The sequence below is a fragment of the Sphingobacterium sp. UBA2480 genome (assembly GCF_002341965.1).
Lineage (GTDB): Bacteria > Bacteroidota > Bacteroidia > Sphingobacteriales > Sphingobacteriaceae > Sphingobacterium > Sphingobacterium multivorum.
Genome location: NZ_DDPA01000002.1, coordinates 283134 through 309229, shown reverse-complemented (window position 1 = coordinate 309229; position 26096 = coordinate 283134). Strand labels below are relative to the sequence as shown.

Annotated in this window: 25 protein-coding genes; 13 read left to right on the top strand and 12 right to left on the bottom strand. The window is 39.6% G+C overall.

Translation table 11 applies throughout. The features are described from left to right. The first annotated feature begins 48 nt into the window (after window positions 1-48). The 4 genes from bshA to B3600_RS05615 all read left to right on the top strand — a co-directional run bounded on the left by bshA (window position 49) and on the right by B3600_RS05615 (window position 3775). On the top strand, window positions 49-1191 hold the full coding sequence (bshA, locus tag B3600_RS05630; protein WP_046672291.1) for an N-acetyl-alpha-D-glucosaminyl L-malate synthase BshA: 1143 nt from the start codon (window positions 49-51) through the stop codon (window positions 1189-1191). Between the two features lie 73 nt (window positions 1192-1264). Then, window positions 1265-1969, top strand: coding sequence for a UMP kinase (gene pyrH, locus B3600_RS05625; RefSeq protein ID WP_046672284.1), 705 nt, complete (start codon window positions 1265-1267; stop codon window positions 1967-1969). A 28-nt stretch (window positions 1970-1997) separates the two neighbouring features. Next, window positions 1998-2561, top strand: a complete 564-nt coding sequence (frr, locus tag B3600_RS05620; RefSeq protein WP_070566206.1) for a ribosome recycling factor — start codon at window positions 1998-2000, stop codon at window positions 2559-2561. Window positions 2562-2791: 230 nt separating this feature from the next. Further along, complete coding sequence (locus B3600_RS05615) at window positions 2792-3775, top strand: sugar phosphate isomerase/epimerase family protein (RefSeq protein ID WP_286752352.1); 984 nt, start codon at window positions 2792-2794, stop codon at window positions 3773-3775. A gap of 35 nt (window positions 3776-3810) precedes the next feature. On the opposite strand, the gene purE is transcribed toward B3600_RS05615, so the two are convergent. The 8 genes from purE to glyA all read right to left on the bottom strand — a co-directional run bounded on the left by purE (window position 3811) and on the right by glyA (window position 11974). Next, complete coding sequence (gene purE / locus B3600_RS05610; RefSeq protein WP_046674039.1) at window positions 3811-4320, bottom strand: 5-(carboxyamino)imidazole ribonucleotide mutase; 510 nt, start codon at window positions 4318-4320, stop codon at window positions 3811-3813. An 8-nt stretch (window positions 4321-4328) separates the two neighbouring features. After that, window positions 4329-5471, bottom strand: a complete 1143-nt coding sequence (locus tag B3600_RS05605) for a 5-(carboxyamino)imidazole ribonucleotide synthase (RefSeq protein WP_286752351.1) — start codon at window positions 5469-5471, stop codon at window positions 4329-4331. 31 nt (window positions 5472-5502) lie between these two features. Next, window positions 5503-6006 carry an NADH-quinone oxidoreductase subunit B gene (locus tag B3600_RS05600; protein ID WP_349676784.1) on the bottom strand — a complete coding sequence of 168 codons (504 nt, stop codon included), beginning with the start codon at window positions 6004-6006 and terminating at the stop codon, window positions 5503-5505. Between the two features lie 2 nt (window positions 6007-6008). Next, on the bottom strand, window positions 6009-6599 hold the full coding sequence (locus B3600_RS05595) for an NADH-quinone oxidoreductase subunit A (protein WP_286752350.1): 591 nt from the start codon (window positions 6597-6599) through the stop codon (window positions 6009-6011). Between the two features lie 334 nt (window positions 6600-6933). Then, window positions 6934-8274: a signal recognition particle protein gene (gene ffh / locus B3600_RS05590; protein ID WP_046674043.1), complete on the bottom strand. Its 1341-nt coding sequence runs from the start codon at window positions 8272-8274 to the stop codon at window positions 6934-6936. Window positions 8275-8407: 133 nt separating this feature from the next. Beyond that, entirely contained in the window at window positions 8408-9103 is a 696-nt protein-coding gene (locus B3600_RS05585) for a zinc metallopeptidase (protein WP_070562330.1), read from the bottom strand. 460 nt (window positions 9104-9563) lie between these two features. Continuing rightward, window positions 9564-10160, bottom strand: coding sequence for an RNA polymerase sigma factor (locus B3600_RS05580; RefSeq protein ID WP_286752349.1), 597 nt, complete (start codon window positions 10158-10160; stop codon window positions 9564-9566). Between the two features lie 542 nt (window positions 10161-10702). Then, entirely contained in the window at window positions 10703-11974 is a 1272-nt protein-coding gene (glyA, locus tag B3600_RS05575) for a serine hydroxymethyltransferase (protein WP_286752348.1), read from the bottom strand. 285 nt (window positions 11975-12259) lie between these two features. Here glyA and B3600_RS05570 point away from each other — a divergent pair, with 285 nt between their 5' ends. The 7 genes from B3600_RS05570 to B3600_RS05540 all read left to right on the top strand — a co-directional run bounded on the left by B3600_RS05570 (window position 12260) and on the right by B3600_RS05540 (window position 20006). Further along, complete coding sequence (locus tag B3600_RS05570) at window positions 12260-12610, top strand: HesB/IscA family protein (protein WP_046674047.1); 351 nt, start codon at window positions 12260-12262, stop codon at window positions 12608-12610. 214 nt (window positions 12611-12824) lie between these two features. Next, on the top strand, window positions 12825-16238 hold the full coding sequence (ileS, locus tag B3600_RS05565; protein WP_204990946.1) for an isoleucine--tRNA ligase: 3414 nt from the start codon (window positions 12825-12827) through the stop codon (window positions 16236-16238). 3 nt (window positions 16239-16241) lie between these two features. After that, complete coding sequence (locus B3600_RS05560; protein ID WP_046674049.1) at window positions 16242-16628, top strand: TraR/DksA family transcriptional regulator; 387 nt, start codon at window positions 16242-16244, stop codon at window positions 16626-16628. 55 nt (window positions 16629-16683) lie between these two features. Continuing rightward, a complete protein-coding gene (locus tag B3600_RS05555; protein ID WP_070562322.1) occupies window positions 16684-17334 on the top strand; it encodes a lipoprotein signal peptidase in 651 nt (216 codons plus the stop codon). 88 nt (window positions 17335-17422) lie between these two features. Then, window positions 17423-18367, top strand: coding sequence for a M20/M25/M40 family metallo-hydrolase (locus B3600_RS05550; protein WP_286752347.1), 945 nt, complete (start codon window positions 17423-17425; stop codon window positions 18365-18367). Window positions 18368-18549: 182 nt separating this feature from the next. After that, window positions 18550-19464: an SDR family oxidoreductase gene (locus tag B3600_RS05545; RefSeq protein ID WP_286752346.1), complete on the top strand. Its 915-nt coding sequence runs from the start codon at window positions 18550-18552 to the stop codon at window positions 19462-19464. A 14-nt stretch (window positions 19465-19478) separates the two neighbouring features. Beyond that, the gene (locus B3600_RS05540) at window positions 19479-20006 is read left to right on the top strand and encodes an acyl-CoA thioesterase (protein WP_286752345.1); all 528 of its coding nucleotides are present in this window, start codon (window positions 19479-19481) and stop codon (window positions 20004-20006) included. 110 nt (window positions 20007-20116) lie between these two features. Here B3600_RS05540 and B3600_RS05535 read toward each other — a convergent pair whose 3' ends face one another. The 3 genes from B3600_RS05535 to B3600_RS05525 form a co-directional block, all read right to left on the bottom strand. After that, complete coding sequence (locus tag B3600_RS05535) at window positions 20117-20524, bottom strand: EVE domain-containing protein (RefSeq protein ID WP_112373768.1); 408 nt, start codon at window positions 20522-20524, stop codon at window positions 20117-20119. A 27-nt stretch (window positions 20525-20551) separates the two neighbouring features. Continuing rightward, the gene (gldC, locus tag B3600_RS05530) at window positions 20552-20902 is read right to left on the bottom strand and encodes a gliding motility protein GldC (RefSeq protein ID WP_046674054.1); all 351 of its coding nucleotides are present in this window, start codon (window positions 20900-20902) and stop codon (window positions 20552-20554) included. A gap of 357 nt (window positions 20903-21259) precedes the next feature. Continuing rightward, complete coding sequence (locus B3600_RS05525) at window positions 21260-22630, bottom strand: DEAD/DEAH box helicase (protein ID WP_070562365.1); 1371 nt, start codon at window positions 22628-22630, stop codon at window positions 21260-21262. Window positions 22631-22806: 176 nt separating this feature from the next. Between B3600_RS05525 and B3600_RS05520 the strand changes: the two genes are divergently transcribed. Then, complete coding sequence (locus B3600_RS05520; RefSeq protein ID WP_046674056.1) at window positions 22807-24945, top strand: S46 family peptidase; 2139 nt, start codon at window positions 22807-22809, stop codon at window positions 24943-24945. A 118-nt stretch (window positions 24946-25063) separates the two neighbouring features. Next, on the top strand, window positions 25064-25243 hold the full coding sequence (locus B3600_RS05515; protein ID WP_070562307.1) for a histone H1: 180 nt from the start codon (window positions 25064-25066) through the stop codon (window positions 25241-25243). A gap of 60 nt (window positions 25244-25303) precedes the next feature. Here B3600_RS05515 and B3600_RS05510 read toward each other — a convergent pair whose 3' ends face one another. After that, window positions 25304-26095 (bottom strand): GLPGLI family protein, encoded by a 792-nt coding sequence (locus B3600_RS05510; RefSeq protein ID WP_286752344.1) that lies wholly within the window; start codon window positions 26093-26095, stop codon window positions 25304-25306. Between the last annotated feature and the right edge of the window lies 1 nt (window position 26096).

The following is a 26096-nucleotide window of genomic DNA, read 5'->3' as shown; positions in this document are numbered from 1 at the left end:
TTTATAACGGGATGCCGTTAAAATATGCGCTCAGACATAATTACGCAGATGAAAATAGGAATTGTTTGTTATCCCACCTTTGGTGGAAGTGGTGTAGTTGCAACCGAACTAGGAAAGGCCTTGGCCGCAAATGGACATGAGATTCATTTTATAACCTATCGACAACCTGCACGTCTGGATTTCTTTTCTGAAAACCTATACTATCATGAGGTAGCTGTTTCGCAGTATCCTCTTTTTGATTTTCTACCCTATGAATCTGCGTTAGCCAGCAAACTGGTTGATGTTGTTCGCTTCGAAAAGTTGGATTTGATCCACGTCCACTATGCCATTCCACATGCATCAGCGGCATTTATGGCCAAACAGATCTTACTCACTACCTACGGCATTAATATTCCTGTCGTGACGACTTTACACGGGACGGATATTACATTGGTTGGCAAAGACAAGAGTTTTAGTCCGGTCGTAACATTCTCCATCAATCAGTCCGATGGCGTAACCGCTGTATCACAGAATCTGAAAGATCAGACGCTTCAATATTTTGATATTACGCGCGATATCAAAGTGATTCCCAACTTTATTGACCTCGACAGATTTAGCAATAAAGATCGGTCACATTTCAAAAAAGCCATTGCCCCCGGCAATGAGCGTATATTGGTCCATACGTCCAACTTTAGAAAAGTCAAAAATACAGAAGATGTCATCCGTATTTTTAAGAAAGTACATGATGTTATCCCTTCCAAATTATTGATGGTAGGTGACGGCCCTGAGCGTCGAAATGCAGAAGAGCTATCCAGAGAACTTGATGTATGCAAGGACGTCCGTTTCTTGGGGAAACAGGATGCAGTGGAAGAAATACTGTCTGTATCAGATCTATTTCTGATGCCTTCAAGTTCGGAAAGTTTCGGTCTTGCGGCTTTAGAAGCCATGGCTTGTCAAGTTCCAGTTATCTCTTCCAATACTGGAGGGTTACCTGAGCTGAATGAAAACGGCGTCACTGGATTTCTCAGTGCTGTTGGTGATGTTGAAGATATGGCAAAGAATGCGATTTATATCTTGGAAGATGGAGAGCGCTTAGAAAAATTTAAGGAAGCGGCATTAAATCATGCGAAAAAATTCCAATTGTCCAATATTATGCCTTTATATGAACAGTATTACGGAGAAGTCATTAATCAAACAATAAAAGCACAATAAATATTATTTTAGGCTTAAGGGATAAAAAAAATATTTTATCTTTGACCTTTGGAAAATTTCCAAAAAAACAATTATGAAATACAAACGTATCTTATTAAAACTTAGCGGTGAATCCTTAATGGGTGACCAAAGCTACGGTATCGATATTAACCGTGTATCACAATACGCTAATGATATCAAAGAACTTCACGATCAAGGTCTAGAAATTGCAATTGTTATCGGTGGCGGTAATATATATCGTGGTCTAAGCGCCGAAAAATCAGGCATGGACCGTGTTCAAGCAGACTATATGGGCATGCTTGCCACAGTCATCAACAGCATGGCACTTCAAGATGCGCTTGAGAAAGTTGGGAAAAAGACACGTTTGCTTACTGCGATCAAAATGGAGCAAATCTGCGAACCATTTATTCGCAGAAGAGCTGTACGCCATTTGGAAAAAGGCCGTATTGTTATTTTCGGAGCTGGTACAGGAAACCCTTATTTCACAACGGATACCGCTGCATCTTTGCGTGCAATCGAAATCAATGCGGATGCCGTATTGAAAGGAACCCGTGTGGATGGTATTTACACCGCAGATCCTGAAAAAGATCCTACTGCAACAAAATTTGAAGAAATATCATTCACAGAGGTTTATGAGAAAGGATTAAATGTTATGGATATGACAGCCTTTACCCTTTGTCAAGAAAACAAATTACCGATCATCGTATTTGATATGAACAAACCAGGCAACTTATTGAAACTTGCTAATGGTGAACATGTCGGAACTGTGGTTAAATAATTTAAATCTGTAAAAAACGTAATCTTATATGAACGAACTAATTTCAATTGAATTGGACGATTGTAAAGACAAGATGTCCAAAGCAGTTGCTCACACCGAATCCGAATTAACTAAAATTCGTGCGGGTAAAGCTTCTCCATCGATGTTAGATGGAATTTCAGTAGACTATTATGGTAGCGCCACTCCACTTTCACAAGTGGCCAACATCAATACAACTGATGCACGGACTATTGTTATCCAACCTTGGGAAAAATCGCTCATCAACGCAATTGAAAAAGCTATCACTGACGCTAACCTAGGAATCAACCCACAGAATGACGGTATCGTTATTCGTCTGAATATTCCTCCTTTAACAGAAGAAAGAAGACGTGATTTGGTTAAGAAAGTAAAAGAAGAAACTGAAAGAGGCCGTATTGGTGTACGTAATATCCGTAAAGATGTCAACGAATCCATCAAAAAATTAAAAAATGACGGCGCTTCTGAAGATGAAATCAAAACTGCTGAAGGTGAAGTTCAAAAATTAACAGATGCATTCATTGTAAAAGTTGATAAATTGGCTGAGCTGAAAGAAAAAGATATCATGACTGTTTAAGTTTTCCTACTTGAATAGAAAAAAGGTCTGAAAAATATTCAGACCTTTTTTATTGGTGTGAAGAACTCCGCACTCCTCCCCTAAAAAGAACTCTTCCCAACCTACAAGACATTGACCTTCCAAAAATTTTATGGGTTAAGATTCAGCATACACTTCAAAAATATTCCCTGTTGTACCATTGATTTCTGAACAAATAATTGTACATTGTACACTAACAAGTAATCAATTATATGATGAACAATTCTCGTCGTCAATTTTTAAAGCAAGCTGGAATAGGTCTTTCGGCAGCTTATCTGGTGCCCAACTTTATATCTTGTCAAAATAAAGCCGGTGCAATCAGCGACAATCCATTACAGAATATAGGCGTACAGCTGTATTCCATTCGCGATTTAATGGATAAAGATCCGAAAGGATCTTTGGAACAAATTGCCAAAATTGGGTATAAACATGTTGAGCTCTATGGGATAGACGCCACAGCCAAGCAGTTCTGGAAATTGCCTTACAAAGAGTTGAAGAAAATATTGGATGATAACGGTCTAAAAACACATTCAGGCCATTACGATATGTCCAAATACCTCAGTAAAGCGCATACCGACAAAGAAGATCTTGCGGCTTATTTTGATGCAGCAAAAGAACTTGGTCAAGAATATGTAATTGCTCCTGTGACACCGATGTTTGATCTGAATGCATTGAAAAAAGATGATTATCTCTATGCTGCCGAGCAATTGAATAAAGCTGGTGAACAGGCTAAAAAATTGGGTCTAAAAGTTGCCTACCACAACCATTTCTGGGAATTTAGGGATCTGGGCAATAATACGACCGGTGAAGAGGTGATGTTAGCATTCACTGAACCTGATTTGGTCGATTTTGAATTAGACCTTTTCTGGGCAGAAAAAGCGGGTAAAAACCCGATAGCCTTGTTTGAAAAATTCCCCAACCGTTTTAAACTATGGCATGTCAAAGATATGGATAAAACAAAATCCAATCCCATTGAATGGCCCAAAGATGGAAAATTGCCGATTGAGCAAATCTTCAATGACATCAAGTATACCGAAGTGGGGACCGGAAGCATCAACTTCCCTGAAATCGTCAAAGAAAAGAATAAAGCCGGACTTAAATATGCATTTGTCGAGCAAGACAATATCTATATGCCAAATAAGATCGAAAGTCTCAAAAAAAGTTACGATTATGTTCAGGCAAATCTTACAAAATAAAAAAAGNNCTTTTTTTATTTTGTAAGATTGTCAGCTTAGAATTCGGTATCTTCGACCTCTACTGCGGTCTCGATTACTTTTCTCGCCAACTCTTCTTTAAATTCGATGATATTCTTGCTGATTGTTTCATCATGTGTACCCAGAATCTGAGCTGCCAATATACCTGCATTCTTCGCCGCATTTAAAGCGACAGTTGCTACAGGAATACCATTGGGCATCTGAAGGATAGAAAGTACCGAGTCCCATCCATCAATGGAATTTGATGATTTTACAGGTACGCCTATTACAGGTAAATGTGTAATTGAAGCGACCATTCCGGGCAAATGCGCCGCACCACCCGCTCCAGCAATAATAACTTTCAAACCACGAAATGCTGCATTTTTGGCATAATCAAACATACGTTGTGGTGTACGATGTGCTGAGACGATCGTTACCTCAAATTCCACCCCAAGGGTTTTGAGCACATCTATCGCATCCTGCATAACAGGAAGATCTGATTTGCTTCCCATGATAATGCCTACCTGGGCCTTATTATTGACTGACATAGTATTGTTTAAGCTTTAACTTTTAATATTTCTTGTACTTTTCTTGCATTGGAGATCGCTTTCTCCCGGTCATCATTGATAATACAAACATGGCCCATCTTACGGAATGGCTTCGTATATTTCTTTCCATATAAATGGATATATACGCCTTCCATTGCCAACACCTCTTCTACACCCTCGTATTTGGCCAATCCTTCATAGCCAGGTTCACCTAACAGGTTAATCATAACGGCGTTCGTTCTGCATCTGGTATCACCTAACGGTAGATTGAAGATAGCTCTTAAATGCTGTGCAAATTGCGACACATAATTACCCTCTATGGTCTGGTGACCACTATTATGCGGACGCGGAGCCAATTCATTGACCAGAATATCACCATTTTTCGTTAGGAACATCTCTACAGCCAATATACCCACGATCTGTAGATCATCGGCAATCTTTTTTGCTATAGCCTCTGCGCGTTGTTGGATCTCTACACCATACAAAGACGGCGCAATCAAAAATTCCACCAAGTTAGCCTGAGGATTAAATTCCATCTCTACCATTGGAAATGTAGACACCTCACCTTTATCATTCCGGGCAACAATGACCGCAATTTCTTTTTCAAAATCTACCCATTCTTCAATTAAGCTGGGTTCTTCGAAAGCATCTTGTATATCTTGTTGGTTAACAATCTTCTTTACCCCTTTCCCATCGTATCCATCCTTACGCAATTTCTGGATATAGGGTAAGTTTAACGAGGCATTCACTAAATTATCTTTATTGGATATCAATTGAAATGCCGAAGTGGGGATATCATTTTGTTTAAAAAATTGCTTTTGCAGACCTTTATCTTGAATCAGACGAATGATACGTGATTGTGGGTACACGATAACGCCCTCGCCTTCCAGTTTCTCTAAAGCATCTACATTCACCTTCTCAATCTCGATCGTGATCATGTCCAAATCCTTACCGAAATTATAGACCGTTTCAAAATCGCCCAATGAACCACATTCAAATTTATTGCACAACTTGCGACAAGGAGCATTCTTATCCGGGTCCAATACATGAACATTTACATTGTAATTAATGGCTTCCTGGATGAGCATTCTTCCCAGTTGACCACCGCCAAGAATACCCAATTGCAATTCACCATAAAAATCTTTTGCCATAATTGATTTAAAATCTTATAAAATTTATCTTTTAAGCTTTTGCGCTGAACAATTGCTCACCCAACAAGCTTTCTTTGTCTATCTTTTTTTGCAACTCAATAAAAGCACCAATTAATGCCTCGGGACGTGGCGGACAGCCCTGGACATAAACATCCACAGGGATCACTCGATCTACCCCTTTGACCACATGATAACCATGCTGCCAATATGGACCGCCACAGTTGGAGCAAGAGCCCATCGAGATAACATATTTAGGATCGGGCATCTGTTCATATAGTTTCTTGATACGATCGGCCATCTTAAAAGTAACCGTTCCAGCAATAATGATCACGTCGGATTGCCGTGGAGAAGGCCTTGGGAATACGCCCATCCGGTCTAAATCATACGTTGAAGCCATTGCCCCCATCATTTCAATGGCACAGCAAGCAATACCAAAGCTCATGGGCCACATTGAAGACAACCTTGCCCAATTCAGCAAATCATCTAATTTGGCAACAATAACACCATTATTCTGCAATTGACTATCTAAACTCATGCTTACTCAGGTTTTTTAAATCGATGTTTAAAGGCTGGTTTCGGCGTCGACACCTGTTCATCTGTCGTCGTTTTGTGCGCGACAGCATCTTCTACAATCCGTGCATAATCACGCACCTGATACGTCCTGCTATTCAGGCTTGCATAGGCACTATCCGGGATAGCCACAGGAACTTTAGGTAAGGACACATTCGGTTTAACCCATTCCAAATCGCCCTTTTTCCAGACAAAAACCAATCCTAAAATTAAAATGCCAATGAACATAGCCATTTCAATCATGGTAAACCACCCCCATCTTCCATCTGCCGCAATATATTCGGACTGTCCAAATACAGTGGCCCATGGAAAAATAAAAATAAGTTCTACATCAAAAAGTAAAAATACAAGGGCAATAACATAGAACCGTGGATTAAACTGAACCCAAGAAGAACCAATGGGATCCTCTCCACATTCGTAAGTACCAGATTTGATGGGATTATTCTTTTTCGGAGAGATTAAACGTGCTAGAAAAATGGTCGCACAGACTAACAGCGCCCCTATCAGCAGAATGATAAGGATTTTGCCGTATTCCGATAATTGCGCGGGGTCATCCATAATAATTACAAATTTAACAAATATTTCGTTTACTCGGGTGAGGAACTTGAAATTACGAATTATTTCTTTAAAAACAGTTCGAATTTTAAGGCACTAATGCCCCGTATCCGGTCTGCAAGTAGTCCCCAATTCATCTGGTGCAGCACTTAGCAGCAATCGAAACTTAATCGAAAGAGCAATGCCATGTTCAAAACCTTCATGACTTTGCAGACACCAACAGCAATGAAAGCGGACTGAAGGTTCTTTCTGGCCAATAAGATCAGACATTTTCAGAAAAAAAAGAGGGCATCGTATAAAACGATGCCCTTCTTATGATGTAACTATTCTCCAAAAATTACATTTTTCCTGGCATTTTGGGCATATTACGCATCAATTTAGCCGCCATCGCCGGATTAGACATCTGCTTCATGACTTTACGCATATCACCAAATTGTTTCAATAACTTATTCACTTCATTAATATCAGTACCTGATCCCTTGGCAATACGTAAACGACGTTTTTGATCAATGACATCTGGGTTTTCGCGTTCAAAAGGTGTCATGGAATCGATAATCGCTTCAATGGGTTTGAAAGCATTGTCATCGACTTCAATATCTTTCATTGCTTTCCCAACGCCAGGGATCATTCCCATGAGGTCTTTCATATTACCCATTTTCTTGATTTGTTGAATCTGGGATTTAAAATCGTTGAAATCGAATTTATTCTTACGGATTTTCTTTTGGAGCTCTGCGGCTTGCTTCTCGTCAAACTGTTGCTGTGCACGTTCCACTAAGGATACCACGTCACCCATACCCAAAATACGAGAGGCCATACGATCAGGGTGGAATACATCCAATGCATCCATCTTTTCACCTGTACCAATAAACTTGATAGGCTTATTAACGACAGATTTAATCGATAAAGCTGCACCACCGCGTGTATCACCATCCAACTTAGTCAATACTACACCTGTAAAGTCCAGACGGTCGTTGAACGTCTTAGCTGTATTCACGGCATCTTGACCAGTCATTGAATCCACAACAAATAGGATTTCGTCTGGCTTTGTCGCCTCTTTAACTGCTGTAATCTCCACCATTAAAGGCTCATCGATGGCCAAACGACCGGCTGTATCAATGATTACGACATTATTTCCATTGCGTTTTGCTTCTTCCACACCGGCTTTGGCAATCGCAATAGGATCGTTAGATTCACGATTCACATACACTGGTACGCCCACTTGTTCGGCAAGCACTTCCAATTGATCGATCGCTGCAGGGCGGTAAACGTCACCAGCCACCAACAATGGTTTTTTATTCTTTTTATCTTTAAGGTACAAGGCCAACTTACCGGAGAAAGTTGTTTTACCAGCACCATTCAAACCCGCAATTAGAATGACTGTTGGATTTTTTCCAGTCTCAAGCTCCGTAACAGATCCGCCCATCAAAGCTGTCAACTCATCGTTCATGATCTTCGTCAACAATTGGCCTGGGGAAATACTTGTCAGTACATTTTCGCCTAAAGCTTTTTGTTTAACATCGTCGGTAAAAGTTTTGGCAGTTTTATAATTCACATCGGCATCCAACAACGCTTTGCGAATTTCTTTCATCGTTTCTGCAACGTTGATCTCGGTAATACTACCCTGTCCTTTTAATACTTTAAAGGCCCTATCTAACTTATCTTGAAGATTTGAAAACATAAAATCTGAATCTTATTCTATATAAACAGCAAAGTTAAAAAAATTGTCTATAGTAACCTCATTAACACCCCATAAAAAATGCGACTATGAAAAATAATCGCATTTTTGTAGGATAAAGTTACAATATCCGTATTTAATCACTTCTACGGCCACCGAATAAAATAGACGCATAATACAAAAGTGTTACCAACGCACTTAACGCCGCTACGACATAAGTCATCGCTGCCCATTTCAAAGCATCTTTCGCACCGTCATGTTCTTCGCCATTATAGGTTACACCAGCATGGTTTAACCATTCCAGTGCGCGGTTCGACGCATCAAACTCTACGGGCAAGGTGATAAAAGAAAACAGGGTCGTAATAGCCAAAGCCCCCACTCCAACAGCTAAAAGCCAGGGGTTACCCCCTTTGGAAAAAGCAAATAGCATAACACCCAGCATCAATACCCATGATGTCATTTTAGACGCTACATTTACCATCGGAACCATTGCCGAACGGAATCCCAACCATTTATAGGCTTTGGCGTGCTGTACAGCATGGCCACATTCGTGCGCCGCTACTGCTGCAGCTGCAACACTGCGGCCACTGTAAACTTCAGGACTTAAATTTACGGTTTTATCTGACGGATTATAGTGATCTCCCAAGCGATCTGGAATAGACACTACCTTTACATCATATATACCGTTATCATTTAACATTTTTTGCGCAATCTCAGCTCCAGACATCCCATTGCTCAAAGGCATTTCGGCGTATTTCTTAAATTTGTTTTTGAATCTTGTTTGGACAATCAGGCTTACCACCATTATTCCAATAAATAAAATCAAGTACATAGCTATTCAATCGTTTTATTTTATTATATGACTATCAAACCTTATTCCAATCGTCGAAAAAAGGTATATGCATGAATTTCTAAGATAAAAAAAGTCTTTGACCTGACAAAAAGAACAGGTTCTTCTGATCTCCACATGACATAATTGCCAGATCATTTGGGCAGATAACTCCATTATCAGCTTCGTACAGTGAAACACCTGCGCTATTTAACAAGAATCCAAGATGTAGTCTCATCGGTGAGTATTGGAGATGCGTTTTATTTCAAGTTCGATCAGGGAGCTTATTATTGAAGCAAATGGCTTTTGAAAACACGATGCTCAACGGATTGTAGCCTTGCTATACTATTAAGACAAAGATGAGAAACTAAGACAAAAGACGAGAAACTACAAAAGCGTCGAGACTTCCTATGGCTCCAATTAGCAATGCAAATAAAAAGGGGCATTAAAAATGCCCCCTTTATTATAAATAGCCCATTTGCAGGGTAAGATCAGTACCTTCAATCATTTTACGTAAATTGCTCAATGCGTAGCGCATCCTCCCTAAAGCAGTATTGATACTTACTTCGGTTATCTTCGCAATATCTTTAAAACTCATATCACAAAAGTGACGCATAATAAGCACTTCTTTTTGATCGTCCGGAAGCTTTTGAATCATTTTTTTAAGGTCGACATCAACCTGCTGTTTGAGCATTTTTGACTCTGCGCTTTCATCACTAAATTCGAGCACCTCAAAAATATCAAACCCGTCGGCATTCACAATATTCGGAGCACGTTTTGCTTTTCTAAAAAAGTCAACAATCATATTGTGCGCTATACGTATAGCCCAAGGTAAAAATTTACCTTCTTCATTATATTTACCGGATTTTAAGGTGTTGATGATTTTTATGAAAGTCTCCTGGAAAATATCTTCAGCAAGATATTCATCCTTTACTTTCATATATATGGAAGTATATATTTTCGATTTATATCGATTCAACAATGCCTCTAGACCGGACTCTTGGCCACCGACATACATTTGGATCAACTCTTGATCGCTTTTACTTTTTAAAAGTCTCATACGTCACTTACTTTTTTGGCAGTTCGCAAATAAATTATCAGTTCTGTGTTAAAATGTAAATGTTTGCCGTATAAACTATCCTTTCTTATTGTAAAACAATCAATTAATCTAAAACCAAATTACCGTAAAATAAATGAGTAATCAAATTATTACAATTTATTTTAAGATTTTTTAACATTTAAAAATAAGTTATCTACCTCATAATTCCAAAATAAAGGTTCTTCGACCACAGTACGCCCCTTCAGACAAGATGGAATAACAACCTCGAACAGCTCCAAAATAACAAGTTTTAAAGTTACTACTTCATACGGACTTTATAGGGAGCTAATAGGGACCTTATAGGGACCTCATTCGGATGAATACCTATAAAATCCGTTTAAAGTCCGTATAAGATTGTTGTTAAGTTCGTCTAAAAAGTTAAGTTGATACGAGACTGTAACGGAACTATCCTTTCTAAAATGGCAGTAGAAAAAAAGACGGGATAAAAAAAGCGGAACCACCGCATCGGTAATTCCGCTTTTTCTATTCCTATGGAAAAAGTCTTATTTATACAATGGGAACTCAGCCATCATTGCTTTTACTTTACCATGGATCAAATCCAGTTGCGCATCATTAGATGCATTTTTCAATGCCTCATCGATCAATTCACCGATTTGAATAATTTCATTCTCTTTAATACCACGTGTAGTGATTGCAGCAGTACCAAAACGTACACCTGAAGTCACAAAAGGAGAACGTGTATCGAAAGGAACCATATTTTTATTTGTTGTGATACCCGCTTTACCCAATACAGCTTCGGCTTCTTTACCAGAAATATCTTTATTGCGTAGATCCACCAACATCAAGTGATTGTCTGTACCACCAGAGATGATCTTATAATCTCTTTCTACAAAGAATTGCGCCAATGCAGCTGCATTTTTCTTTACCTGAACGATATATTCCATATACTCATCGGATAAAGCCTCACCATAAGCGATTGCTTTAGCAGCGATTGTATGTTCTAAAGGACCACCTTGTGTACCTGGGAATACAGCTAAATCCAATAATTGTGTGATTGTACGGATTTCACCTTTAGGTGTTTTGATACCCCATGTATTTTCAAAATCTTTACCGACCATGATCATACCACCACGAGGGCCACGAAGCGTTTTGTGCGTCGTTGTTGTAACAATATGGCAATGTGGAAGTGGATCATTCAATAAACCACGCGCGATTAAACCTGCAGGGTGAGAAATATCTGCCATCACGATAGCACCAATTTCGTCTGCAACTTTACGGATGCGTGCGTAATCCCAATCACGAGAATAAGCAGAAGCACCACAGATAATCATCTTTGGTTTTTCACGAAGCGCTGTTTCTTCCAATTGCTCATAGTCAATTAAACCAGTGTCTTCTTTTACACCATAAAATAATGGTTGATAGATCTTACCCGATAAGTTCGCTGGCGAACCGTGTGTCAAGTGACCACCGTGAGATAAATCAAGACCTAAAATTTTGTCGCCAGGTTTGATTGTCGCCAAAAAAACAGCCGCATTTGCTTGAGCACCAGAGTGAGGCTGAACATTTACCCATTCTGCGCCAAATAATTGTTTTGCACGGTCAATTGCGATGGTTTCGATCTCATCCACAACTTCACAACCTCCATAGTAACGTTTTCCTGGGAGGCCTTCTGCATATTTATTTGTCAACACTGAACCAGCAGCTTCCATCACTTGTTTTGAAACAAAGTTCTCTGAAGCAATTAATTCAATACCTTCTTCTTGGCGTTTAAGCTCATCAGCTATTAAATTAAAAATGGCTTGATCTCTTTCCATTGTTTTTAAATGTTGTAAAGTAAATTTTGTAGTTTATTTTAATGCCTCAAAGATAGCATATTCCATAAAGAATATCGACAAAAAGCCATATTTTATTAAATGTTCTTAGAAAAACAGCCTTATTAATGCGAATTACCTAATTAGGTCGGGATCATTTTATGGTACTATCGGACAAAATAAGCGGACAAAGAATTGAATGTTTCGAAAATGTCAAAAAATCCAGGTCAAGCAATTTGCCGTTAAAAAAATGTATTTTTGTATTGGATTGGCTAAAACACTATTACAATGAGTACAGAACATACAGCAGTTGCTCCTGTTTCTTTAACAGAGGGGGCAATCAAGGAACTAAATAAATTAAAGGATCAACAAGAAATCTCTGATGATTTTGGTTTACGTGTCGGTGTTGAAGGCGGCGGTTGTTCCGGTATGAGTTATATCTTGGGCTTTGACCAGAAAAAGGACGGCGATAACGAATACGAAATTCAAGGAATCCGCATCTTTATGAACAAAGCACATGGCCTATATCTTGCCGGAATGGAAATCGACTTCAAATCGGGACTCGATGCAAGGGGCTTCACATTTAATAACCCCAATGCAACAAGTACCTGCGGATGTGGAAGCAGTTTTTCAGCATAACTGAATTTCAGTACAAATGAAATAAGAAAGGGACTGCCATAGGTAGTCCCTTTGTCGTAGTAGACACCACACTCATTTTTTGTCGGTTGATCGAGGAGAGATTTCAAAAAGTTCGACCTCGATTTAATGAGATTAGTACAACAAAGCCCTCTTTCATTTTCCATCATAAATCACTAAATTAGCGACCTTTATAAAAGAAGCATACAACAGTCTGATGTACAAAGAATATAAGCAGTTAAATTTACCCGAGATAGGTAAAGAGATTTTGACCCGTTGGGAACAGGAAAAAATATTCGAAAAAAGTATCAATAATCGTCCTGAAAGCAAGACCTATACATTTTTTGAAGGTCCGCCTTCTGCAAATGGCATGCCGGGGATTCACCACGTGATGGCACGTACGATTAAGGATATTTTCTGTCGTTACAAGACTTTGAAAGGTTACCAAGTGAAAAGAAAAGGCGGCTGGGATACCCATGGCCTGCCCATTGAACTTGCTGTCGAAAAAGCTCTTGGAATCACAAAAGAGGATATCGGCAAAAAGATTACCGTAGAACAATATAATGACGCTTGTCGCAAGGAGGTAATGAAATATACCGATGTATGGAATGACCTAACCACCAAAATGGGGTATTGGGTTGACCTTGAACATCCTTATATTACTTACAAGAATGAATACATCGAAACTTTATGGTATTTATTGAAAGAACTTTACAAAAAAGGTCTTTTGTACAAGGGTTATACGATACAGCCTTACTCTCCGGCAGCAGGTACGGGATTGAGTTCACATGAACTTAACCAGCCCGGCACCTATAAAGATGTGAAAGATACCACTATCGTTGCAGAATTTAGACTGATCAAAAGTCAGCTTCATCCAGCTATAGAAAAATTAGTTGACGACGATGCGGAGGATGTTGCATTCATTGCCTGGACCACCACACCATGGACTTTACCATCCAACACAGCTCTGGTTGTAGGCAAGAAAATAAATTATGTGAAGATCCGAACGTTCAATAAATATACCGGTGCGCCTGTATCCGTCGTATTAGCGAAAGATCTGATCAGCAAACATTTTAAAGCAGAAGGCGAAAATGCATCCTTCCAAGACTATAAATTGGGCGACAAAGTAATTCCTTGGGAGCTTGCAGCAGAATTTGTGGGCGAAGAGCTTGTTGGCTTGCGTTATGAGCAATTGTTGCCTTATATCACCAGCGAGGATTTACAAGAAAATGCTTTCCGCGTTATTCCAGGCGACTTTGTTACGACCGAGGATGGTACGGGTATCGTCCATGCAGCCCCTACGTATGGTGCGGATGACTTTCGTGTCGCAAAAGAACATGGCGTACCGGGCATCTTGGTAAAAGATGAAAACGGAAAAGAGGTTCCTACTGTGGACCGTACGGGACGTTTTGTAAGTGAAATCACCGATTTTGCCGGAAGATTTGTCAAAGAGGAATATTACAGTGCAGAGGAACGTTCAAAAGAAGATTTCAAACCCACAGACGTGTTGATCTCTATCAAACTAAAAGAGGACAACAAAGCTTTTGATGTCAAAAAATATGAGCACACCTATCCACATTGTTGGCGTACAGACAAACCTGTTCTTTACTATCCGCTAGACAGCTGGTTTATCCGCACCACAGCAGTGAAAGAAGATTTGGTTGCCTTAAATAAAACCATCAACTGGAAACCTGAAGCAACCGGTACTGGACGCTTTGGAAACTGGTTGGAAAACCTGGTAGACTGGAACCTTTCGCGTTCACGTTATTGGGGAACTCCACTTCCTATCTGGCGCTCAGAAGACGAAAATGAAGAGGTTTGTATCGGTTCCTTACCTGAATTAAAGTCTTTATTGGAAGCTTCTTTGACCTCCGATATTCTGTCTGAGGATGAAAAAGCGAAAAATAAAGCTTACTTGGATAAATTCGATACCGAACAATTGGACCTTCACCGTCCCTATGTAGACGATATCGTCTTGGTTTCTGATGCCGGACAAAAGTTATTCCGCGAACCTGACTTGATCGACGTTTGGTTTGATTCGGGTGCCATGCCCTATGCACAATGGGGACTGGATCACGAAAAATTAGCCAAAGGGGAACAATTTCCTTTTAAAGCTGGATTCGATCATGCATACCCGGCAGACTTTATTGCTGAAGGGGTTGATCAAACACGGGGCTGGTTTTTCACCTTACATGCGATTTCTACGATGATGTACAAATCGGTTTCCTTCAAAAACGTCGTTTCCAATGGCCTGGTATTGGATAAAAATGGAAATAAGATGTCCAAACGCCTGGGCAACGGTGTGGATCCATTCTCGACGATCGATCAATACAGTGCCGATGCAACACGCTGGTACATGATCAGCAATGCCGCTCCATGGGACAACCTTAAATTCAATATGGAAGGGTTGGATGAAGTCCGTCGTAAATTTTTTGGTACTTTATATAATACCTATGCTTTTTTTGCATTGTATGCCAATATCGATAAGTTCTCCTATGCAGAATCCGATATTGCGTTGGAGAAACGTCCTGAAATTGATCGTTGGATTATCTCCTTGTTAAATTCGTTGACCAAGGAAGTAGACGAATACTTGGCGGATTACGAGCCTACAAAAGCAGCGCGTGCTATTCAAAACTTTGTTGATGAACATCTCAGCAACTGGTATGTCCGTCTTTGCCGTCGTCGCTTCTGGAAAGGAGATTATACAGAAGACAAAATTTCGGCCTATCAGACACTTTATACATGTCTTGATACGATTGCGAAATTGATGTCGCCAATATCACCTTTCTTCTCGGACAGGTTATTCCTGGATTTGAATGCAGCAACGAATAAGGAACAAGTTGAATCTGTTCACTTGGCGAATTTCCCGGTTTACAATGAAAGTCTAGTCGACAAAGATCTGGAAGAACGTATGGCGTTAGCGCAGGACATCTCGTCTTTGACACTTTCCTTGCGTAAGAAAACCTCCATCAACGTACGTCAACCATTAAACAAAATTTTGGTTCCGGTACTTGATAGTGCCTTCCAGGAAAAGGTAGAAAAAGTAAAAGATCTGATACTTTCGGAGACGAATATCAAAGATATCGAGTTTATTACGGACACCACCGGTATCATTAAGAAAAAAATAAAACCAAATTTTAAAGCTCTTGGCGCGAAAGTTGGTAAGGATATGAAGTTAGTTTCTTCGTCTATCCAATCGTTGACTATAGATCAAATAAGTTCATTGGAATCAACAGGCGAATTGGCCCTAGCAGGCACGCCATATACGATTCTATTGAGTGATGTAGAAATTATAGCAGAAGACGTCGAGGGATGGCAGGTAGCGAACCTAGGTAAATTGACCGTAGCATTAGATGTACATATCACCGAAGAATTGAAAAAAGAAGGTTTGTCAAGAGAATTGATCAACCGCCTACAAAATCTAAGGAAGGATAAAGGATTAGAAGTAACTGATAGAATTAACGTAAAGTTAACAGCTGCTTCAGAAGTGGTCAATGCTGCCAACGAAAATTTATCGTATATTTGCACCGAAATTCTGGCCGATTCATTGGTATTTGAAGATTCACTAACTGAAGGAGAGACCATCGAGATCGATGGCAAAGAACTTAAGGCATTAATCCAAAAAAATTAAATTATGGCAAACAACAACGAGAAAACACGCTATAGCGATTCAGAATTACAAGAATTCAAAGATATTATCTTGGACAAGCTTAGAATAGCAAAAGAAGAGCTTTCCTCGTTGACCGCAACGCTAAATAACAGTAATGCTAATGGTACCGACGATACTGCTGGAACGTACAAGACATTGGAAGACGGTTCAGCTACTTTGGAAAAAGAGCAAACAAACCAATTGGCTGCTCGTCAAAAGAAATTTATCGACAACCTAGAAGCAGCGTTGGTGCGCATCGAGAACAAAACGTATGGTATCTGTAGAGAAACAGGGAAACTGATTCAAAAAGAACGTTTGAAAGCTGTTCCACATACAACGTTGAGCATCGAAGCGAAAAACAAACAATATTAATTTTAGGCATTAAATATATGGTCTTTGTTTAGGCAAAGACCATTTTTATAACACAATGAAGGGTTATACGAAACCGATCGCGCTTATTGTCGCGATACTTTTAATAGACCAATTGTCGAAGATCTGGGTTAAGTTATCCATGACAATCGGACAAAGCCACCATGTATTGGGCAAATTTTTCCAGATTCATTTTATTGAAAACAATGGAATGGCCTATGGGATGGAATTTGGCGGTGATTATGGAAAATTATTTTTGACGGTATTTCGTATTTTAGCCGTAGCGGGTATTGGATACGGCCTGCATTACATGATCAAAAATAAGTACAACCGGGGTTTCATCTTAAATGTTGCCTTAATTCTTGCCGGTGCACTTGGAAATATCATCGATTCTGCTTTTTACGGTGTCATCTTTAGTGAAAGCACCTGGTATGATAAAGCGAGTTTGTTTCCAGCAGGTGGTGGTTATTCTTCCTTCCTACACGGGAAAGTAGTCGATATGCTTTATTTCCCATTGATTCAAGGTAACTTCCCTTCTTGGGTGCCCTTTTGGGGCGGTGAAGAGTTTCTCTTTTTCCGACCTGTATTTAACATTGCAGACTCGGCGATTTCTGTTGGGGTGGTTTTAATCCTGTTATTTCAAAAACGGTATTTCAAAACCGAAAAAGAAGAAAAATCCAGCATACACAGCGAAATCGTTGAAGATTAACGAAATATTCCTTAAAAGCCTTGTTAATCGCAAGGCTTTTATTTTTTTTACATATAACCCAATACAACTTCTAAACTCTACTATTCGCATGAAAAACATTAGTCTACTTCTGACACTTTGCTGCCTACTAGGAATCCAAATAGCACAGGCGCAGCAGATCGAAGTTTCCAACTTAAAGAAACATATTTATTACCTCGCTGACGACAAAATGCAAGGACGAGGAACGGGCAGTAAGGAAGTCTTTAAAGCTGCAGATTATATTGAAAAGGAATTCAAAAAATACAAACTTGAGCCTAAAGGTGAAAAAGGCTACCGCCAATCCTTCAAAGCCAAAGTCTGGAAGGTAAAAGTTGCAGACAGCATTCGCAATGCAGATAATATCATTGGATTTCTTGACAATGGTGCCGACTTAACAGTTGTTATAGGCGCACATTACGATCATCTGGGAACAGGTCGTCAAGGAAGCTCAAAGGATTCTTTAGGAGTAGGCAAAATCCATAACGGAGCCGACGATAATGCCTCTGGTACTGCTGGTTTATTGGAGCTCGCACGTTACTTTAGCAGCAACAAGCAAAAAGAACCTTACAACCTATTATTTATCGCTTTCGGGGCAGAAGAATTGGGATTAATAGGTTCCAAATATTTTACGGAACACCCTACGCTCCCATTGGAGAAAATCACAGCCATGCTGAATATGGATATGATTGGCCGTTATAATCCCAGCAATGGCCTTGCTGTAATCGGCTATGGAACAAGCAGTCAATGGCCGGCTATATTCAAAGATGTTCAAGCACCTATAAAATTTAATCTTAGTAAGGATGGTAATGGCGGATCTGACCAAACTTCATTCTACAAAAAGAATATACCGGTGTTATTTTTCCATACTGGTGGACACCCAGACTACCATATGCCGACCGATGATGCCGATAAAATTGATTACAATGCTTTAAAAGCCATTTTAGATCTAGAAAAAACAGTGGTTGAAAATATCATGAAACAATCCAGTAAAATGGACTTTATATGGACCAACTAAAACAAAAAAAGCGGATTTGTCTTTAACAGCAAGTGATAATCTAGCTTTTTATATGCTCAAATGCTATAACAGAGATTAGTCAACGAGTTTGTAGACATACACGAATAAACTAAACAGCGCACTTAAGTCCCTGCAAACGAGTCTTTATAAACGGGTGCTTGGATATCATTTAATTATTGTTGATGAAAAAAATACTAGTGACAGGATCCAATGGATTCCTCGGCCAAAAAGTCGTTGATTTACTTGCTAAAAATGACCAATATGATGTTGTTGCCATTTCGAAGGGTCCAAATCGCAACCCGAATCAAGTGAATTATACTTTCTATCAAGTAGATCTATCGGATCGGGAAAAACTGACAGATTTTTTAGCTGCACAAACTTTTGATGCAATTGTACATACAGCAGCCATGACAAGTGTGGAAGCTTGTGAAGCAGATCAAGCCGCATGTCAATCGCTTAACGTCGATCTTGTGGCCTATCTTGCCTCCTATTGTACTACACATCAGACTCAACTGGTCCACTTATCTACGGACTTTGTATTTGATGGCAAAAAAAATACGCCTTATGATGAAACAGATCTCCCCAATCCACAAAGTGAATATGGGAAAAGTAAATATGCTTCCGAACAAGTGCTTGCACAATCGGGCTGTCATTATGCTATCCTTCGCACAATATTAGTCTATGGGATCAATGCTGACCCCAATCGTTCGAATCTCGTATTATGGGCTAAAAGTAAGTTGTCGCAAAATGAGCCCATAAAAGTAGTCAATGACCAATGGAGAATGCCTACCTTTGTGGATGATTTAGCTTATGCTTGCCAACTCGCTATTGACAGAAAAGCGCAGGGAATATTTCATATTTCAGGAGCAGAATTAATGTCGATCAATGAGGCAGTCTACAAAATTGCAGACTACTGGCAGCTAGACAAAGGACTGATTTCAGAGATCAGTGCTGCCAGCATTGGACAGGCGGAGAACAGGCCACGGCAGACAGGCTTTGATCTGACTAGATCTAACGCTGAATTGAGTTATGTGCCGACGTCATTTATGGATGCTTTGGCAATCATAGATCATCAATTCAAAACGTTTGGACGATAATGACAAATAATGATATGATAGAGAAATTTGCGCGAGAGTCATACACTGAGATGAACGAATTGGTATTACCCAACGACACAAATACTTTTGGGAATTTGATGGGTGGCCGTTTATTGTATTGGATGGATATCTGTTCGGCTATTGCTGCTCAAAAACACTGTAGCAATGTCGTCGTCACAGTATCTGTTGACAACGTATCTTTTAAGCGCTCCATTAAACTGGGTGAGGTCGTCACGATACAAGCTCAAGTAACACGTGCGTTTAATAGTTCTTTGGAAGTACGCATGGAAATTTTCGCATCTAATTTACCGGAAGGCACCCGTGTAAAAACCAACGAAGCTTATTATACCTTTGTTGCTGTTGATGCGGATAACAACCCCAAAGCTGTGCCGGTACTAATTCCTGAAACAGAGATAGAACACAAAGCTTACGAAGATGCATTACAACGAAGAGAGCTGCGCCTTATTCTCGCGGGGAAATTAAAGCCTGAAAATGCAAAAAAATTAAAAGCGCTGGTCAGTCTTTTTAGCCAAAAGAATTAATACCTAATTTTTATGGCTTACATACCGTGCAAATAATAAAAAAGGGAAAACAGCTTGTTTTCCCTTTTTTGTTATATCCCCATACACTGGGTTTATTTATTTGCGGTAGTTTACTCGTTACCGAGCGCTAAAATCCGATCAAACTCCTCCGGCTTCAACGGCATCACAGACAGACGCCCCTGTCTGACCAAAGCGATATCCTGCAACTGCGCATCAGCCTTAATGGTTTCCAACGTAACGGATTTCTTCAGCGTCTCTACAGGTGCCAGATCCACAACGACCCAACGCTCGTCATCTGTTGTCGGATCCTGATAAAATTCCTTGACGACTTTGGCCACGCCGACAACTTCTTTTCCTTCATTGCTATGGTAGAACAGGACCAAATCACCTTCTTTCATAGCTTTGATATTATTCCTAGCTTGGTAATTACGAACACCATCCCAAAATGTACGGCCATCTTTATTAAATTGTTCCCAGCTATATTTAAATGGTTCAGATTTTACTAAGAAGTATTGCATGGTCAAATTTCTGTTAAGCGTTTAAAACTATTGTTGTGGCATTAAAACTTCCATTTTATCTGCAAAATGCGCACAGTAATCACGCAAGTCGCCAATAACCTTTTCTGCCATTGGATCACCGCCTGAAGAACGGATAAAGGAGTCGCCCAATGTTTGAAGTGTTTCATAGAAAAAACGTTTCATCTCATCGTAAGGCATATCTTTAGTCCAAAGATCGATACGCATTGAATTTTTATAATGTGAATCCCATAGGGCTAAAAACATGGCTTTTGCAGGTAATTCCTCTGCATTATTTCCATCTGTAGACGACCACATGATATTTTCAGGCACGTTGTTTTCATCTAACGCTACCTGTAATTTTATTTCAGCTTTTTTCATTTTAATATTATTGAGCTATTTTTATTGAGCTATGTTTTTTGAAACAGAGACTATATTTGTCATCGATTTACAACCTAACTCGTCTTTATTTTTAAATTTTACCTTTTACCCAAAGGTAACTTTAACAATTAAACTGGTGACACAAACGACTATCAAAAATGCCAATTGTAATAACCACATTTTTTTATTTGGCTTTACAAAGACCCTAAATACAATATCAATGACTGTCAATATCAACAACAATAGGATAAATGCACCCCATGTAAATAAGGCCTTTTCATCATTGGGGTTTTCCATAACAAACCAGGCAACAAGGCATGCACTAGCGATATTTAGTGGTGTAAAGCGCACAATAAATTAACGTTTTTTAAAATTACGATTTGCTCCCCCCGATTTTCCACCTGCAGATTTACTTTTACTTTTTGCTCTTGGTTTAAATCCCGAAGCTCGTTGTGCCTCGCGCACTTCTTTCTGTTTGATAACGTATTTTTTCTCGTGAAAAGCACCTTGGAAATCAGGATCATCTTTTCGCTTTTGATTATCAATCTCGCGCGCAATATCCTGTTTTTCATGAAAAGGTGTTTTCTCGATAAAGACATCCTCTGGGAGTGCGTGCACAGGGATACTTTGCTTGATCAATTTTTCGATTTTGCGAACATAATATTTCTCGGCCTCATTACAGAACGTGATGGCGTCCCCCTCATTGAACGCTCGCCCGGTACGTCCAATACGATGTACGTAATCTTCAATAACAATAGGTACTTCAAAGTTGATCACATGGCTTACATTAGAAACATCAAGTCCTCGCGCCGCCACATCCGTTGCGACCAAAATCCGGATATTTCCTTCCTTAAATGCATTAATAGAGTTGATGCGTGTGTTCTGGCCTTTATTGGCATGAATAACACGAACCTCATCTTTACCATATTTGCGTTCCAAAAAGTGGAAAACATTATCTGCTACCTGCTTTGTTTTACAGAAAACAATCAATCGGCTAAACGCTTCATCATCTTTTAGGAGATGTTGAAGTAAATTCAATTTTGTCTTTTGGTTGGGAACGATATAGAGCGCCTGGCTTACCGTCTTCGCTGGTGTAGCTTGTTCGGACACTTCAATAACCGTCGGAAATGCTAAGAAATCGCCTGCAATTTTGCGGACAAGCTCACTCATTGTTGCTGAGAACAGTAAGTTCTGCCGTTTGCGTGGCACAATTTCAAGCACGCGATGGATCTTACTGATAAAGCCCATATCCATCATCTTATCGGCCTCATCTAAGACCAAAAATTTAAGTGACTTAACGCCAATATGTCCTTCCAGGTACAGGTCCAAAAATCGACCCGGAGTTGCAACGATAATATCCACTCCTTTTTCGAGTGCTTCTATTTGAGTTTTTGGCCCTAATCCACCATAAAGTACCACTGAACGCAAATCAAGATAAGTAGAAAACAGTTTAATATTTTCTTCGATTTGCATGGCCAATTCCCTCGTTGGTGTCAAAATCAACGCACGCGCATCATTTCCCTGAGCATACTTTAGCTTCATCAGCATGGGCAAAACGAACGCCGCCGTTTTTCCAGTTCCAGTCTGAGCGATACCCATCACATCCTGACCGGCCAATATTGGCGTAATTGCCTTTTCCTGGATCTCTGTCGGTTGTTGATACCCCGCCTCCGCTATCGCATTTAAGATCTGTTTATTGAATTTAAAATTTTCAAATGATTGCTGCATCTTGCAAAGATAAGGAAAAGAGTCCATTTGACTTTCCTTGACAACCAATACGGTACACATTTACTTTCAATTGACATAAAAATTGGCAAAAAGCATATTATAAAGTCTAATATTTTGGTTTTTAAGAGAATTAAAGCATTTTTGTACTGTATAAACAAACTTTTTATCAGGTTGATATGAAAAAATTATGGATGTGTTTGTTGTTCATCACAACAAGCTTTGCTGCATTTGCCGATGAGGGAATGTGGTTTTTAATGTATCTAAAGCGTCTGAATGAGTCAGATATGCAGAAAAAAGGACTTCGCTTAAGTGCCGAAGAAATCTACAGCATTAACCACTCGAGCTTAAAGGATGCAATCGTACAATTCAATGGTGGCTGTACCGCTGAGATCGTTTCTGATCAAGGATTGGTATTCACCAACCATCACTGTGGATATGGTGCTATTGCAGAACTTTCTACACCAGAAAATGATCATTTAACAAATGGTTTTTGGGCCAAATCCAAAAATGAAGAGTTAAAACCTAAGTCTCTATCGGTTCGCTTTTTTGTGCGTATGGATGATGTTTCAAAACGAATCTTAGGTTTGGTCAACAACAAAATGTCTGAAGATGAACGTAAAAAGATCATTGCTGCTGAGACTGCTAAAATCCAAAAGGAAAATAGCGAAAATGGCAAGTATGTGGTTGAAGTAAAATCGTTCTATCAAGGCAATGAGTACTATTACTTTGTATACCAAGATTACAATGACGTTCGGTTGGTGGGCACGCCTCCAAATAGCATCGGTAAATTTGGTGGTGATACCGATAACTGGGAATGGCCCCGTCATACCGGAGATTTCTCGATTTTCCGCGTATATGCTGATAAAAATGGGAATCCCGCAGAGTATGCACAAGATAATGTTCCTTTGAAACCAAAACATTTCCTACCTGTCAGCTTAAAAGGTGTTCAAGAAGGAGATTTTGCAATGATCTTAGGATATCCAGGTCGCACCAATCGTTGGATGCCTTCTGGTGGCATCAACCAAAATGTTAAATTCGCTTATCCAGCTTGGGTAGAAGCTTCTAAAACAGGTATGGATGCCATGAAAAAATTCATGGACCAAGACCAGGCAGTCAAATTGAACTACGCTTCGAAATACTCTCAAGTAGCGAATTACTGGAAAAACCGTCAAGGAATGATTGACGCTTTGACATTACATAAAACGGCGGAAGCGAAAGCAAAAGACGAAGCTAAATTTGACAAATGGGCAAATAAAGCTGCTAACAAAGCAGAGTACGGTGATGTCATCAAAACAATCAACGAATTTTATGCTTCGACAAACGAGAAAGCTAGACATGACAATTATTTAATGGGCATGCTGCGTTCTAGCGCAATGGCAGCGTTACCGTATACAATCGGATCCGGTTTAGAAGTTTATGCTGCTGGAGATGAAGCAAGAAGAAATGCTATTCTTCCTCGTTTAAAGTCGGCCATCGATGCAGGTTATGAAAAAATGTATATGCCGCTTGAAGAGCAGGTATTGATTGACGAATTGAATCTTTACGCTAAAAAAGCAGGAAATATTGCACCATATATTGCAGAATTGGCGGCTAAAAACAATGGCGATTTTACGGCGTATGTCAAAGAATCTGTGAAGAACAGCATCTTCGCTTCAGCGGAACGTTTGAACAATTATCTGGCTACCCCTAACGCTGAAATCTTAGCCAATGATCCATTGTATAAACTTTCTTCGGCCCTACTTAACAGATACCGTCAAGTAGATCCTAGCTGGAAAGCACAAGACGACAAATTTGAAGGTGCTTATCGCAAATATGTTGCTGGTGTATTGGCTTCTAATCCAAAAGGTAAATTCTATCCGGATGCGAACAGTACTTTACGTTTAACTTACGGCTCGATCAAAGGCTTACCACAAGACCCGCGTAACGATGCTGACAAGAACTTTTACACGACGTTAAAAGGTACTATTGCAAAATACAAAAAGGGCGACGAGGAGTTTGATTTGCCACAGCGTTTGATGGATCTGTACAATAATAAGGACTATGGCCGCTATGCGGACAAAAAAGGACATTTACCAGTAAACTTCCTAAGTGACAATGACATAACAGGCGGAAACTCAGGTTCACCAGTGATAAATGGCAACGGTGAATTAATTGGCCTAGCTTTTGATGGTAACATTGAAGCAATGGCTGGTGATGTGATCTTCGACCATAAGCTACAACGTACAATTTCAGTTGATATCCGTTATGTATTATTTATCATCGATAAATTTGCAGGTGCAACTAACATTATTGACGAACTTAAGATTGTTGAATAGTTTTTTTTAAGCTTTTTCGATAAAAAAAAACGAAATTTATTTTCTATTTGATTCGTTTTTGTATATTTAAGGAGTGTTTAGGAAAAACCATAAAAACTAAAATTATAATTATAAAAAAATGGAAAACTACGTAAAATTAAAAGAGTTAGTAGCTTCTATCGAAGCTGATGCAGACAAGTTCTTCAACAATGGTAATTCTGCAGCTGGTACACGTGTACGTAAAGGATTACAAGAAATCAAAACCTTAGCACAAGAACTTCGTAACGAAGTTACTGCTAAGAAAAACGACGGAAAATAGTCTTTTTCGAAGTTAGACATAAAAAGGGCCTTTCACATGAAAGGCCTTTTTTGTTGGCTTTTACAGAAATGTACAGGCCATCACCAAATTATAAATCTTAATACCCAGGTAATCACCGAAAGAGGCCTTCAGTTTGTCATAAACCTGCTGCCTGGTCAAGGGTTTATCTTTCTTTTTCAACAATGTTGCCGATGAAGGATTTACAGCGCCCAATTCCACCTTTGTCGCAAACATATTGTAATGTAGTTCTGGAACGGCCAAACCAAGGATCATCCCCGGTAATCCATTAAAGGCCGAAGGACCTCCCGAAACAGGGATTTGATCCGTATAAAAAGCAACGGCATAGATGGAATCCAATACAAGTCCATTGGCCCTGCGGCAGGGATAACCTGCAATTTCACGGTACTCATTCGTAATTTTCCACTTGATCTTCAATGTCGAATCCGCCACGACAACCCTTTCCCCACCTAACTCAAAGACAGAATTAAAGGCTTTACTTTTCAGATTCTGATAGCCACTTATCCCCGACTCAAAAATTCCAGAGCGCATCAAGCCACTAACAACGTCCGAATACTCTTCAGCAATATGCTCATAGAGCACCTCATCATTGGAGAAGGTCAGTTTCTTTTTCAACACCTGATTTTCGGGAATCTGCCCCATCATTTCTTTGATGGAGTTTCGTGTATCCTCGTCTTTTGCATAAGTTGCATAGCGTTTGAGCAGGTTTTTAAGAAACACAGTCTTGTCATACGTAATTGTTCCTTGTGTAGGAAAATAAGCATATTGTCCAACAGCTGTAGCTTCCCAGAAAAAGAACAGCAATAGGACGAGTAAATTTTTGATATCTTTCATT

What these genes read in the sequence shown, in the direction of transcription:
- B3600_RS05540 (WP_286752345.1), top strand. Translation starts at nt 19,479, where the DNA reads ATGATAGAGAAATTTGCGCGAGAGTCATACACTGAGATGAACGAATTG.
- glyA (WP_286752348.1), bottom strand. Translation starts at nt 11,974, where the DNA reads ATGGAAAGAGATCAAGCCATTTTTAATTTAATAGCTGATGAGCTTAAA.
- B3600_RS05605 (WP_286752351.1), bottom strand. Translation starts at nt 5,471, where the DNA reads ATGGCAAAAGATTTTTATGGTGAATTGCAATTGGGTATTCTTGGCGGT.
- ffh (WP_046674043.1), bottom strand. Translation starts at nt 8,274, where the DNA reads ATGTTTTCAAATCTTCAAGATAAGTTAGATAGGGCCTTTAAAGTATTA.
- B3600_RS05585 (WP_070562330.1), bottom strand. Translation starts at nt 9,103, where the DNA reads ATGTACTTGATTTTATTTATTGGAATAATGGTGGTAAGCCTGATTGTC.
- B3600_RS05560 (WP_046674049.1), top strand. Translation starts at nt 16,242, where the DNA reads ATGGCAAACAACAACGAGAAAACACGCTATAGCGATTCAGAATTACAA.
- B3600_RS05520 (WP_046674056.1), top strand. Translation starts at nt 22,807, where the DNA reads ATGAAAAAATTATGGATGTGTTTGTTGTTCATCACAACAAGCTTTGCT.
- purE (WP_046674039.1), bottom strand. Translation starts at nt 4,320, where the DNA reads ATGTCAGTCAATAATAAGGCCCAGGTAGGCATTATCATGGGAAGCAAA.
- bshA (WP_046672291.1), top strand. Translation starts at nt 49, where the DNA reads ATGAAAATAGGAATTGTTTGTTATCCCACCTTTGGTGGAAGTGGTGTA.
- gldC (WP_046674054.1), bottom strand. Translation starts at nt 20,902, where the DNA reads ATGAAAAAAGCTGAAATAAAATTACAGGTAGCGTTAGATGAAAACAAC.
- B3600_RS05580 (WP_286752349.1), bottom strand. Translation starts at nt 10,160, where the DNA reads ATGAGACTTTTAAAAAGTAAAAGCGATCAAGAGTTGATCCAAATGTAT.
- frr (WP_070566206.1), top strand. Translation starts at nt 1,998, where the DNA reads ATGAACGAACTAATTTCAATTGAATTGGACGATTGTAAAGACAAGATG.
- B3600_RS05525 (WP_070562365.1), bottom strand. Translation starts at nt 22,630, where the DNA reads ATGCAGCAATCATTTGAAAATTTTAAATTCAATAAACAGATCTTAAAT.
- B3600_RS05600 (WP_349676784.1), bottom strand. Translation starts at nt 6,006, where the DNA reads ATGAGTTTAGATAGTCAATTGCAGAATAATGGTGTTATTGTTGCCAAA.
- B3600_RS05535 (WP_112373768.1), bottom strand. Translation starts at nt 20,524, where the DNA reads ATGCAATACTTCTTAGTAAAATCTGAACCATTTAAATATAGCTGGGAA.
- B3600_RS05555 (WP_070562322.1), top strand. Translation starts at nt 16,684, where the DNA reads ATGAAGGGTTATACGAAACCGATCGCGCTTATTGTCGCGATACTTTTA.
- B3600_RS05510 (WP_286752344.1), bottom strand. Translation starts at nt 26,095, where the DNA reads ATGAAAGATATCAAAAATTTACTCGTCCTATTGCTGTTCTTTTTCTGG.
- B3600_RS05570 (WP_046674047.1), top strand. Translation starts at nt 12,260, where the DNA reads ATGAGTACAGAACATACAGCAGTTGCTCCTGTTTCTTTAACAGAGGGG.
- B3600_RS05615 (WP_286752352.1), top strand. Translation starts at nt 2,792, where the DNA reads ATGATGAACAATTCTCGTCGTCAATTTTTAAAGCAAGCTGGAATAGGT.
- B3600_RS05550 (WP_286752347.1), top strand. Translation starts at nt 17,423, where the DNA reads ATGAAAAACATTAGTCTACTTCTGACACTTTGCTGCCTACTAGGAATC.
- B3600_RS05595 (WP_286752350.1), bottom strand. Translation starts at nt 6,599, where the DNA reads ATGGATGACCCCGCGCAATTATCGGAATACGGCAAAATCCTTATCATT.
- pyrH (WP_046672284.1), top strand. Translation starts at nt 1,265, where the DNA reads ATGAAATACAAACGTATCTTATTAAAACTTAGCGGTGAATCCTTAATG.
- B3600_RS05545 (WP_286752346.1), top strand. Translation starts at nt 18,550, where the DNA reads ATGAAAAAAATACTAGTGACAGGATCCAATGGATTCCTCGGCCAAAAA.
- ileS (WP_204990946.1), top strand. Translation starts at nt 12,825, where the DNA reads ATGTACAAAGAATATAAGCAGTTAAATTTACCCGAGATAGGTAAAGAG.
- B3600_RS05515 (WP_070562307.1), top strand. Translation starts at nt 25,064, where the DNA reads ATGGAAAACTACGTAAAATTAAAAGAGTTAGTAGCTTCTATCGAAGCT.